Origin of the sequence: Vreelandella maris, from assembly GCF_013371085.1 — a bacterium.
Classification (GTDB): Bacteria; Pseudomonadota; Gammaproteobacteria; order Pseudomonadales; family Halomonadaceae; genus Vreelandella; species Vreelandella maris.
Genome location: NZ_JABWCV010000015.1, coordinates 30,447 through 42,736, shown reverse-complemented (window position 1 = coordinate 42,736; position 12,290 = coordinate 30,447). Strand labels below are relative to the sequence as shown.

Annotated in this window: 10 protein-coding genes; 4 read left to right on the top strand and 6 right to left on the bottom strand. The window is 55.5% G+C overall.

Going from position 1 to position 12,290, the window contains the following annotated elements; genetic code table 11:
• The first annotated feature begins 81 nt into the window (after positions 1-81).
• Both HUO07_RS13840 and HUO07_RS13835 read left to right on the top strand, forming a co-directional pair.
• Positions 82-2,757, top strand: a complete 2,676-nt coding sequence (locus tag HUO07_RS13840; RefSeq protein WP_176304073.1) for a bifunctional diguanylate cyclase/phosphodiesterase — start codon at positions 82-84, stop codon at positions 2,755-2,757.
• A gap of 90 nt (positions 2,758-2,847) precedes the next feature.
• Positions 2,848-3,564: an HAD family hydrolase gene (locus tag HUO07_RS13835; protein WP_176304072.1), complete on the top strand. Its 717-nt coding sequence runs from the start codon at positions 2,848-2,850 to the stop codon at positions 3,562-3,564.
• Here the strand turns inward: HUO07_RS13835 and HUO07_RS13830 are convergent.
• The 3 genes from HUO07_RS13830 to HUO07_RS13820 form a co-directional block, all read right to left on the bottom strand.
• Entirely contained in the window at positions 3,557-4,297 is a 741-nt protein-coding gene (locus tag HUO07_RS13830) for a sulfite exporter TauE/SafE family protein (protein WP_176304123.1), read from the bottom strand. The two genes, HUO07_RS13835 and HUO07_RS13830, sit on opposite strands and share 8 nt — an antisense overlap.
• Before the next feature lie 134 nt (positions 4,298-4,431).
• Complete coding sequence (mgtE, locus tag HUO07_RS13825) at positions 4,432-5,787, bottom strand: magnesium transporter (RefSeq protein ID WP_176304071.1); 1,356 nt, start codon at positions 5,785-5,787, stop codon at positions 4,432-4,434.
• 360 nt (positions 5,788-6,147) lie between these two features.
• The gene (locus HUO07_RS13820; RefSeq protein ID WP_176304070.1) at positions 6,148-6,522 is read right to left on the bottom strand and encodes a YbaN family protein; all 375 of its coding nucleotides are present in this window, start codon (positions 6,520-6,522) and stop codon (positions 6,148-6,150) included.
• Between the two features lie 197 nt (positions 6,523-6,719).
• Here HUO07_RS13820 and HUO07_RS13815 point away from each other — a divergent pair, with 197 nt between their 5' ends.
• Positions 6,720-8,855: a PhoX family protein gene (locus HUO07_RS13815; RefSeq protein WP_176304069.1), complete on the top strand. Its 2,136-nt coding sequence runs from the start codon at positions 6,720-6,722 to the stop codon at positions 8,853-8,855.
• A 145-nt stretch (positions 8,856-9,000) separates the two neighbouring features.
• Here the strand turns inward: HUO07_RS13815 and HUO07_RS13810 are convergent, their stop codons facing one another.
• Positions 9,001-9,492, bottom strand: coding sequence for a YciE/YciF ferroxidase family protein (locus HUO07_RS13810; RefSeq protein WP_176304068.1), 492 nt, complete (start codon positions 9,490-9,492; stop codon positions 9,001-9,003).
• Positions 9,493-9,586: 94 nt separating this feature from the next.
• Positions 9,587-9,916, bottom strand: a complete 330-nt coding sequence (locus HUO07_RS13805) for a hypothetical protein (protein WP_176304067.1) — start codon at positions 9,914-9,916, stop codon at positions 9,587-9,589.
• 182 nt (positions 9,917-10,098) lie between these two features.
• Between HUO07_RS13805 and HUO07_RS13800 the strand changes: the two genes are divergently transcribed.
• A complete protein-coding gene (locus HUO07_RS13800; RefSeq protein WP_176304066.1) occupies positions 10,099-10,992 on the top strand; it encodes a LysR family transcriptional regulator in 894 nt (297 codons plus the stop codon).
• A 68-nt stretch (positions 10,993-11,060) separates the two neighbouring features.
• On the opposite strand, the gene HUO07_RS13795 is transcribed toward HUO07_RS13800, so the two are convergent.
• Positions 11,061-12,140 carry a LacI family DNA-binding transcriptional regulator gene (locus tag HUO07_RS13795; protein ID WP_176304065.1) on the bottom strand — a complete coding sequence of 360 codons (1,080 nt, stop codon included), beginning with the start codon at positions 12,138-12,140 and terminating at the stop codon, positions 11,061-11,063.
• Positions 12,141-12,290 lie beyond the last annotated feature (150 nt).

Sequence of the window (12,290 nt, the reverse complement as noted above, 5' to 3'; positions counted from 1 at the left end):
GCCTGGATGTTGATTGGGTGCTTCTTTGTCGCTTCGCTTCGCGCTAAGCTACAGAAAAAGCGGGAATAGGTGGCTCCACCCATGCGCACGAGGAATGACGCTACAGAGATATTTCGACAGTTGGCCGAAGGCATGGGTCACAGTGGGAGCTCTCACTTTTACGCCACGCTGGTAGAGCGCTTGGCAGCCTTACTGGGCGTTGATCATGTATTGATGGCCGATGTAACCCAGTTGCATCAGGCTAAGACGTTAGCGGTCTGGTCCAATGGCGGTCTGCTTGGCAATATCACCTACTCGCTGTCCGGCACCCCTTGCGAAACTGCGCTAGGGCGCGGTTCCTGCCTGTATGCGTGTGATGTTCAATTGCTCTTTCCAGACGATAAGCTGCTCTGCAAGCTCGGCGCCGAGAGTTATATGGGGCGCCCCCTCTACGCTGCCGATGGCGCGCTGATTGGCCTGCTGGCGGTGCTTAAGAACTCCCCTATGCAGTTGGATGAGCTAGCCAATGAAATTTTGCAAATTGCCGCCGCTCAGGCCGGCGCGGAGCTAGGTCGCCAAAAGGCAGAGCAGGCATTAAGAGCAAGCGAAGAAGTCGCACGGGAGAGTGAGCGACGCCTGGATACGCTGCTGAATCACCTGCCTGGCATGGCCTACCGTTGCTTCAATGACCGTGACTGGACCATGCAGGTGGTAAGCCAAGGGGCCGAGGCACTGACCGGGTACCGTCCGGATGAGTTGCAAGGTAACCGGGTGACCAGCTTCGCCGCGTTGATTCATCCCGATGATCAGGAAAAACTCTTCGAAGAGGTGCAGTTGGCCGTTGCCAACAAGCGGCCTTACCGGGTGGTGTATCGGTTGAAGCATCGCGACGGGGAGAGTCGCTGGATGTGGGAGCAGGGCCAGGCGGTCATGGGTCCTGACGGTGAGATCGTTTGCCTGGAAGGCTTTATCTCGGATGTGACCGATCAGCAAGAGTCGCAACGGGTACAAAACGCCGTGCTTCAGGTTGCTTCGACGGTCACTACGCGGGTGGGTGACGGTTATTTTCAGCAGCTGATTGCCACGCTGGTCGAGGTGCTGGAAGCCGACGCAGGCTTCATTGCATTACTGCATACCTCCCCTCAGGGCGAGGAAGAAGTCTATGGCCAGGCAACCACGGTCAGTATGGTGGTCAGTGGCGAACAGCGTGAGCAGCACGCTTTCGCACTGCGCGGGTCGCCTAGCGAGCAGGTGGTGCTGGAGCGTGAAGCGGTGATGCATGACGGCCCGCCGCTGCTATTAGCGGGCACGCAGCTACCGGTCAGGGCGTGGATTGGTCGCCGCTTAGATAACGCCAACGGCGAAGCCATTGGCGTGATGATGGTGTTTTACCGCCAACCGCTGACGACTAATGCGTTCGCCACCTCAGTGTTGCAAATCCTTTCTACTGGCGCCGCGGCAGAGCTTGAACGCCGCCGGGACCACCGCCATATGCATCAGTTGGCCTACACGGACAGCACTACTGGGCTACCTAACCGTACCCGCTTCATGGAGCTGTTAGCGCAGATGTGGCAAGAGGCCCATCATACTGGGCAGGGGCTTTCGCTGCTGCTGCTGGATATTCGTCGCTTTAAAGAAGTGAATGACCTGCATGGCCACCAAGTAGGTGATCAACTACTGGTGTCAGTCGCGGACCGCTTGCAGAAGATCAGCCACGCCTATGGCCCATTGGCGCGTTTATCTGGCGATGAGTTTGCCATGCTGGTGGCCGACGCTGATATCAGAAACATAAATGCTCTCGTCGAGCAGTTGCGCTCAGCCGTAACACAGCCGCTGCAGCTGGAGCGCCGTGTGTTTAACCTTGATGTCAGCATCGGTTATGCCCGTTACCCCCAAGATGTGTCACAAGCGAGTGAGCTGTTCAATGCCACTAGTATTGCGCTTCACCACGCCAAACGCCGCGACAACAGCACCTGCCCCTATACCCAAGCGATGCATCACGCGCTCCAGCGCCGTCAACGGATGAGCGAGCGGCTCAGCGTGGCTATCAGTGAAAACAAACTGGCACTCTATTTTCAGCCCCAGGTGGACCTTGCCAGTGGGCAGCTGACAGGCGCTGAGGCTCTCTGCCGCTGGCATGACACGGAGTGGGGGTGGGTCAGTCCCGGGGAGTTTATTCCTTTGGCCGAAGAGCGTGGCCTGATTCGTGCCCTGGGCGATTGGGTGCTGGAAGAGTCTGCCAGGCAACTGATGGCATGGCGCCAACAGTGCGCCAAGCCACTACCCGGCAGGTTGTCGATCAACATTTCCGCTCAGCAGTTCGCCGACCCACAGCTTACCCACCACATCGCGCACCTCACGGCGGGTATTTCCCCGAGCGCGATTGCGCTGGAACTCACCGAAAGCGATTTTATGCGCGACCCCGACCAGGCGGTGGAGATTACCCACACCATGCGGCAAGCGGGCTATGCGCTCTCCATCGACGACTTTGGCACGGGGTATTCATCGCTCTCCTATCTACGCCGTTTCGCCGCCGATGCCTTGAAGATCGATATCTCTTTTGTGCGCGAAATGCTCGATAACCACCATGACCGCACCATTGTGCAGACCATCATTGCCATGGCGAAAGCGCTAGAGATGAAAACGGTGGCAGAAGGGGTAGAGACCCCAGCGCAGGCCCGCCTGCTGGCCGACATGGGCTGTAATGAAGCCCAGGGCTACTGGTTCGGTCGACCGTTACCAGCCAATGAGTTTGCCGCAGCGTGGTTGAGCAAGTAGCCACGCGATATCGCCGTCAGCGTCATCGTCCTGTCATCACCTTTGGCATATCCTACGCGCCGCCAACCCGCGATGAAAGGAGTGCCCCCCATGCGCCTGGCCCTGTTTGATCTTGATGACACCCTCCTGGATGGAGACTGCAGCGACCGCTGGAATTTATGGATGATAGAGCAAGGTTGGATCAGCGATGCCGAGACCTTCATGGCGCGTGCCGAGCAGATGCAGCGGGCTTATCACGCGGGCAAGCTAAAGCTCGAAGAGTATCTAGCCATGACCCTGGCGCCGCTGCGCGGGCGCCGGGTAACGGATGTGCAAAAAGAGGTCGAGCGGTTTGTCGCCACGCACCTTCAGCCGCGTATCTTCACTCAGGCCTGGGCCTGCCTGGAAGGGCATCGCCAAGCAGGCGATACCCTGCTGCTGATTTCTGCATCTGCGCGGCATTTGGTTCAGCCCATTGCGGCTGCTCTAGGGATTGAACACGTGCTGGCGGTAGAGCTGAGCATCGAACATGGCATCAATGAAGACGCGCGCTATACCGGTGGTAGTGAAGGTGTTTTTTCCTATCGCGGCGGCAAAGTGCTGCGCCTGAAGCAGTGGCTGGTCGAGCAGCAGATCACCCCCAGCCACACCACGTTTTACTCTGATTCCCGCAACGACCTTCCGCTGCTGCAGTACGTGGATTGCCCGGTGGCGGTCAACCCCGACCCGGTATTGGCCGAGGTGGCTAGCGTTGAAGGGTGGCGGCGCTTAGACTGGCGGGCGAAAAACCAGCAACTAAGCCGTCTTTCCCGCGCATCCACTAAATAGCCTGATAAATCAAATTAAAACCAACTAAAAACATCGCTAAAATCACTAGTCGATAAAACAGCTTTTCATTGACGCGGCTCTGCAGCCAAAGACCGTTACGTACACCGATCCAAGCAACGGGTACCAGCAGCAGCGAGGCCCAGGCGCTGGTCGTGTTGACCTCGCCTAACCACACATAAGGCCCCAGTTTGATGGAGTTCACGACTGCGTAGGTCACCGTGCAGGTGGCAATAAAGGTCTCTTTGGAGAGCTTGCGCGGCATCAAGTACATATTCATCGGCGGTGCGCCTGCATGGGCAATAAAACTAGTGAACCCGCAAACGCTGGCGGCAGGTAGCGCCCATCGGGAAGAGATAGGTTTCTTGGCCACGGGTTTCAGCAACATATAGGCCGCAAACACTACCGAGAGAAGGCCCAGCACCAGCCGCACTCCTTGCTCACTCAGGCTGCCAAACAGCAGCGTTCCCACCGTGACGCCAATGAATAACCCTGGCACAAAGCGCCACACTTCCGCGCTATCGTGTTTACCCCACCACGCTTTTACCGCAAACACATCCATCACCAGCAATAGCGGCAACAGTAATCCGGCTGCTTGGGTCGGGCTAATCGCCAGCGCCATCAAGGGCACTGAAAGCGTGCCGAAGCCACCCGCAAAGCCGCCTTTTGATACGCCGGTCAAGTAAACGGAAAATACGATTAACAGCCAAGCAATCACGGTATAGTCGGGGAGCATGAACGCCTCAGGATATTCAAAAAAGTGAACCACAAAAAAAGCCCCGCATTAGCGGGGCTCATCAGCATAGCATTAGATAAACGTTAGCGGGCGAAGTGAGTGGCGACGCCGCTTGCACCATTCAATGGCTTTGATCACAAAATAATCAGCGTCGCGAGCCCCAAGAACGATAGAAAGCCCACCACATCCGTGACCGTGGTGAGAATTACCGCGCCGGAGAGGGCAGGGTCAATCTGTAGCCGTTTCAAAACCAGGGGAATGAGGACGCCGGATAGGTTGGCGAGGCTCATATTGATGAAAATCGCCAGGGTAATGACCAGAGTAATCAACAGGTCGCTAAACCACAGGTAGGAAATACCGCCGACCACCAGGGCCCACACCAGGCCATTACTCATCCCCACCCATAGCTCTTTATTATACAGCCAGCGTTTATTGTTACCGGCAAGCTGCCCGAGCGCCAAACCGCGTATCACTACTGTCAGGGTCTGGCTTCCGGCAATTCCGCCCATGCTAGCGACTACGGGCATGAGAATGGCGAGCGCGACGATTTGATCCAGTACGGCTTCAAACTGCCCAATCACAAAGGCCGCCAAAAAGGCGGTCAGCAGATTAATACCCAGCCAAATACCGCGACTTTTCGCGCTGCGCGCAATGGGGGTAAACACTTCTTCTTCGTCGCTAACGCCTGACATGTGTTTCAACGTCATGTCAGCATCGTCTTGGGTGATTTCTAATACGTCGGCAGCGTTTAGCTGGCCGACCAATAACCCATCGCTATCGCACACTGGCACAAAGTGGAGTTCTTTAGAGCGCAATAATGCAGCGGCGTCACTCACTTTCATTTGATCGTTTAGGGTGAAAAAATCATCCATATAATCATCAACCACGGCTTCTTGTGGTTGTTTGATTAAATCAATCAGGCTCAGGGTGCCGAGTAGGCGTTTATCCTTGTCTGTAATCATGATTTGCTGTGATTCATCATCGAGCAGGTGATGAATCCGGATATAGCGTTGTACAGCCTCTAATGACACGCCTTGTTTTACATTGACCGTCTCGGGGTCCATGTATCGACCCACCACATCATCTTCATAGGCATGAAGGTTCTCAACCTGGGCGCGTATCTCTTGGTCCAAGCTGGCATAGACGGTGGTTTTGATCTCTTCGTCGGCGACATCAAGAACCTCGGCGACTTCCTGGGCATCCAAGCCTCTGACAATCTGTTCAACATCGCTGGCAGAAAGATCCTCAATATAGTCAGCGCGAATATCCTCATCGACTTCTGCTAGGACTTCACCAAGCACATCGTCTGGAATGTAATCCCAAAGTAAATCACGGGTTTTAGCGGGGAACGACTCAAGCGTGCGCGCAATCGCTAATATATCGAGCTCTTGAAATAGCTCGTTGAGGGCATCGGTATCTTCTTCGTCTAACAACTTTTGAAGATACAGCAGTTGCTCCTCGGTATTGGTATATTTTTCCTCATCGCGCATAGAGTCCATCCTTATAAACACTCATTTTTAACACAACCACTTGAAAGCTCGTGATGGCTCACCATGGATCTTATCGGCAGGCTTGGTTGAAAGCCATCCCGGCTTTTTTGCACGGCATTTTCTGCGCCCTGGAGGCGTTGAGTTCTGATATGCGGCAAGGGCGAGGAAGGTAGGGACGAGGATGGCAGTGACAAAGATAGCAGAGAGTAGTGACAGGCTTCAGAAGCTGGAATACCGCCTAGTTGAGCCTTTCATCCCCACTAGCTTAGCCGTATCGCGGGCGATACGCAGTATTTGCTCGTGACCATTGGGGGCTGCGGGAAGTGGTCTCGACCCATAAGGTGCCGATTTAGTGATGCGTTAAGACGAAGAAGAGGGCTCTGGCCGGGTAGCTAACCACAGCGCGATCATTACCAGTAAGGCGACCACACCCCAGCGCAGCCAGCCCTGGCCGAGTGACCAGACCACGATCAGCGCACTCAATGCGATCATGCTGACGGCTGCGAGCTTGGCACGCCGGGGAATGGCGCGCTCTTGCTCCCAGGTGATCAGCAATGGGCCGACATAATCACGGGAGCGGATCCAGGCCTCGAAACGAGGCGAGCCCTTTGAGGCACAGTAAACTGCGATCAGCATAAAAATAGTGGTGGGCATTAGCGGTAAAAAAATACCCACCAGCCCCAGGCTGAAACTAATAGCCGCCAACGCCACCCATATGATGCTGATCAGTCTCATCCTTGCTCCCGATTGGCTTGCTGTTACTCAGTGCATTGCATTATGTGTTAATAAGTATGGTCTTATATCACGGCTTCGCCATGCAGGTAGTGAGTCTTCATATAAATGCAGACACTCCGTCATCGTCCTGTCATTTAGCTCCTTTAGTGTCTCCTAACGTTTAATCGTTGGCTAACAAACGATCAGGGGAGGCCACCATGAGTAAAGAGATCGAAGATCATCGCCTGTTTAACCGCAGCAGCAATCAACCCTTCGCCGAGGTGCTGGCACGGCACGTATCCCGCCGTGATGTGATGCGCGGCGGTTTGGGAGTCGCTGCTGCCTCGATGCTCAGTTTTGGTGGCGCTGCCCAGGCGTTGGCTTCCAATGGTGCGCAGAAAACACCTCTGACGCTCGCCTTTGAAGCGGTGCACGGTTCGCTCACTGACGCGATTGTGGTGCCGGAAGGCTATGTGGCTCAGGTGTTGGTGCCTTGGGGCACACCATTGAGCACAGGCGATGCGTGGCAGGCCGACCAGACCATGACGCCTGAGCAACAGGCGGAAAGTGTCGGTATGCATCATGACGGCATGGCCGGTTTTGCCTTAGATGCTGATAACGCTTCACGTCGATTTATACTGGCTCTCAATAACGAATATATCGACCAAGCCGCACTATGGGCACCTCAGGGCGGCCCCACCAATGCCGACGCGGGCCAGCGTCCAGCAGATGAGTCGCGCACCGAGATCAACGCTCACGGTGTCACGCTTGTCGAAGTCGAAAAAGACGCCAATGGCCAATGGTCGCATGTGCCGGGGTCGCGCTATAACCGCCGCTTCACCAGCGCAACGGTGATGGAGCTTTCCGGGCCCGTGGCTGGCAGTGACTACGTCAAGACACAGTTCTCTCCGACAGGCATGCAAACCCGCGGCACGAACAATAATTGCGGTAATGGGGTAACCCCCTGGGGAACCTATATTGCCTGTGAAGAGAACTGGCCCGATATCTTCGTCAATCGTGGCGAACGCTTTCAGGACGACGCTCGTATCGGCATCCCAACGGACAAGAGCCGCTACGGTTGGGATACCTCCGCAGGCGATGCCTCCGAGGAGAGTGGTGAGTTCGCACGCTTTGATATCACCCCACGTGGCGAGCGGGCGGAGAATGATTATCGCAACGAGGCACGCACCTTCGGCTATCAGGTGGAGGTTGATCCCTATAGCGGAGTGCGGGCCGTCAAGCGGACAGCGCTTGGGCGTTTCCGCCATGAGGGATGCTGGTTAGGCAAGCTGGAAGCCGGTCAGCCGGTGGTCTACTACTCGGGACACGATGCCCGCAACGAGTATGTGTATAAATACGTCTCCGACGCTGCCTGGGATCCCGCCGATGCCAATCGCCCCGGCGAAGCGTATGACCGTCTTGTCATCGGCAGCAAATACCTGGACAACGGCACGCTGTTCGTGGCGCGTTTCCATGCTGATGGCAGCGGTGAATGGCTGCCGCTAACACCCAGTGCTCAAACGCGTGATGGCCGCACATTGGCCGCGGCGCTGGGGCTTGCCAGCGATGATCAAGCAGGCATTATCATCAATACCTGTGACGCGGCGGATTTGTTGGGCGCCACACCGATGGATCGTCCTGAGTGGGCCTCTGTTGACCCTGCCTCAGGCGATGTCTATCTCACGCTAACCAATAATAGCCAGCGCACCGCTGAGGACTCCACGCCGACGTACACGAACGACGGCGAGCGTCTTGAGCAGAATGGCGTCGGTTACGATCTGGCACCGACCAACGCGGCCAATCCACGTGCCAATAATGAGGCGGGACACATCATCCGCTGGCGTGAAAGTCGTCTGCCGAATGCCTTTACCTGGGAGGTTTTCGTGTTTGGTGCGGCGACCGATGATGCGGATAACCACTCTGGCCTGACGGAAATGAACCAGTTTGCCAGCCCCGACGGGCTATGGTTCGACGAGCGCGGCGATGGGCAGGGTATTCTCTGGATCCAGACGGATAACGGCTATGAAGGTATCACCGAGTACACCAACGACCAGTTGCTTGCGGTCGTGCCTAACGGTCTCGATGATATTCAAGGCACCGGACCCGTCATTAACAGTAGCAACCAGCAGCAGCTCAAACGTTTTGCGGTGGGGCCGAACGGCTGCGAAGTGACCGGTATCTTTGCCACACCTGATAAAACCGCGCTGTTTATCAACATTCAGCATCCGGGCAATTGGCCAGCCGATGCTAGCGCGCTGGTGCAAGACGCTACGGTTGCCGCCAGTGGTCAAGTGCGCCCCCGCGCAGCGACCGTGGTGATACAGAAGCGTGACGGCGGCCCGGTGGGAGTGTAAAAGCTATTAAGTTGCTAATGCATAATGTAGTGATAGCACTAGCGCTTAGCCAATAGTGCCAATTGCTAAAACGAGCGGGAAAGGGTGGGCTTGATTAATTAAGCCCACCCTATAAAAACACTTTATAAAAGCATTTTATAAAAAGTTAACCAGCTTTCTTGTTAACGTTCTCTTTCGCTAACATATTCAACTTATCATCCGCGGATTTTTCTTCCTTCAGCGTTTCGGCCAGGATGTTTTTAGCTTCGGTATAACCTAACTGTTCTGCAAGAGAACACAGCGTGCCATAGGTGGCGATTTCATAGTGTTCTACTTTTTGTGCAGCACCAATCAGGCCAGCATCACGTACAGCGCCTTTTTCGGTCGCTTCAATCAGTTCCTGCGCTTCCTCTATCAAGCTCTCCATGGCGTAACACTTCAGCCGTTTGATACGGATATCAGGCACGCTATCAGCGACTTGCTCTAGTCTTTCTACCTGTCCTTGGGTTTCATCAAGGTGATGTTTAAAAGCATCGACCAGCTTGGGGTCATCTGCGGCACGTGCCATTTTGGGCAGCGCGCGGGTCATTTGCTTTTCTGCGCTATTTGTCTCAGAAAGTAGCCGAACGAAAAGCTCGTTAGCGTTTTTAATAATCATGATTTGCTCCATGCTGATAAAAAGATAAACCGTCGCAAATCCATGCGACGGTTTAAAGCTAGCAAGGAATGTAGGGGCGATAAATATATATAAGTTAAGTTTTAACGCCAATGTTGGCTTTTTCCTCTAACGCTTGCACAGCATCGACGCTCAGGGGCAGCTGATTGGCCCAGTGAATATTTTCACGGCAATGACCAATATCCTGTAGTACGTGGTCATCGTAGGCCAATAGAGGCACTACATGGCGGCGAAAAAGCTGCCGACGCCGGTAGTGCCACCAGCGCATTTCAAGCCTGTGGATCAAGGTCAGCGACGGCATCGCTGGCATATAAAATTCCAGCCGGGGCGGTTTAGGCGGCGGAGTTAGTTGGCTGGCTTGCTGCCAAGCATACTCAGCATGTTGGGTAGGGTTGTCGTGATTCATTGCACACCTCCATCATACACCTGCTATCCAGCCACGGCGCCTGCGCGTCTGCTGGTTAGGTGCTATCTGTCGTTGTTAAGAAGGAGGGTCGCGACCTCTGATAATTAGCTTGGTGCACAGCCTTGGATCAATCAAACGAAAAGAACTACACTATGCCTTAAGTTTTTCTGAAAGGTGGCGTGATGAATCAGCTAACGAATGTGGTGAGCAGCCGGGCTGCCTTGCCGCTACTGGATAGTGAAGTGCTACGCAGCTTTGTAACGATTGCGGAACGTGGCAGCTTCACTCGCGCTGCCCAGCAGCTGTTTCGGACCCCTTCCGCACTGAGCATGCAGATCAAACGCCTGGAAGAGACACTGGGACAGACGCTATTTGTACGCGAAGCGCGCCACGTGCGCCTGACGGCAGAGGGGGAAGTGCTGCTTGGTTATGGCCGACGGCTACTGAAACTCAATGCAGAGGCGGTGACACAATTCTTGGCGCCGACACTGGAAGGGCGTGTAGGGCTTGGCATTACCGATGACGTTGTTGGGCGTGTACTGCCCACCGTACTGGCCCAGTTTGCGCGCTCACATCCGGCCGTGCAGGTCGATGTCATCGTTGGCCGCAGTGTCGAGCTGCTCGCTAGATTGGATGAGGCTGAACTTGACTTGGCCCTGGTGATGGCTGGCGAACCTGGGCAGGCGACGCGTGGCGAGATCGTGCATAGCGAACCGCTGGTATGGGCGGGCCGTGAAGATGGTGTTGCCGTACAACGTTCGCCGCTACCGGTGACACTGGCTCAACAGGGGTGTGCATGGCGTAGAATTGCACTCCAAGCACTGGATAGCGCCGGGATGAATTACCGAATTGCCTACTCCTGCGACCACTGTGCCGGGCAGGAAGCCGCTATGTTGGCAGATCTGGCCATTTCACCGTTTCCGAAAAGCTTGATTCGCCCCCCGCTCAAGCGTCTCACTAACGAATCGCTACCCTCATTGGGTGATTATCAGGTAGCGCTGGTTAAACGGCCTGGCAGTGGCGATGCCAGCGAAGTGTTGGCCGAGCGGGTGGTGGAGGCCTTTCGGGAGGGGTGAGTCCATATTTTAATTACATCGATATATGATCATCTGTCTGGCTCCAGCGCTGTCTATCGTGCTTGAGCCTAAGTACTGCCGCCGATTTGAAGCGTAAACCCCACATCGTGCTGGCGGCGGTAGACGTTTTTGCCGCCTAGTCGCCGGATAAGCTCCTTGGCGGCGAGGCGGCCCATTTCTTCTCTGGGAGAGAGAATGGTCGTGAGCTGAGGCGTCACGTGCTGTCCAAGCGGCAGGCCGTTAAACCCGGCAATGGCGATATCCTCGGGCACGTTTAGCCCTTGGCGCTGAGCAGCCAGCAGGGCGCCTACCGCTAGGTCGTCGTTGGCAAAGTGAATGGCCTGGGTATGGGGATATTGCGCGAGCACTTGGGCCAGTCCTTCCGCGCCCGCTTGCAGGCTGCCCAGGGTGTCTAGTTCCAGTAGCGGGGCATCGATCCCTTTCTCCTTTAGCACCGCTTTATGTCCATCAAAGCGCATGCTGGCGCGGTAATCCTGAGCTAGCCGTGCGCCCACATAAACAATATGGCGGTAACCTTGGTCGATCAGGTGGGTAGCCATACAGCGGCCGGCGGCCACGTGATCCAGCCCGACATTTAAATCCATGCCCTGACCCAGTTCCATGACTTCCATGATGGGGTGATCCCAGTTCGCCAGCAACGTATGGCACGCCGAGTTATGGCGCAGCCCTGCCGTGACCAGCGCCGAACATGACCAGCCTAAAAACGTGCGCACCAACTGATACTCACGGTCTAGATCGTAGTCGGTGTTACCCAGCAGTATCTGGTAGCCCTCGGCTTCCAGCGTTTCCTGCAGCCCCTTGATGACCTCCACAAACACGCTATTGATCAGTGACGGCACAATCACCGCTATCAGTCGTGAGCGGGCAGAAGCCAGGCTACCGGCAACCAAGTTGGGTACGTACCCCAAGTTCTCCACGGCCTGAAGAACACTGCGCCGTGCGCTATCGCTAACTTTATCGGGATAGTTCAGTGCCCGCGATGCTGTGATCGGCGATACCCCAGCCGCTTGTGCCACTTGGCTGAGCGTGACTTGGTCTGAGCTTCGTCGCTGCCTAGCGTTGTTAGGCAGGGCAGGCGTTGTCACATTTTTGGCGCGCGAGTCAGCGTTAGGTGAGTCTTTAGACATTGGTCGCAGGGCCCTAATGTTCAGCTTGTCGTTACGCAGAGAATAATCTAAAACAAATGGTAGCGCTATCATGACAGCGCTACCATTTGCCTTTCAGCAACGGGCTAGGATTAGGAGAACAGCGCCGCGACGATAGCAACAAAAACAACA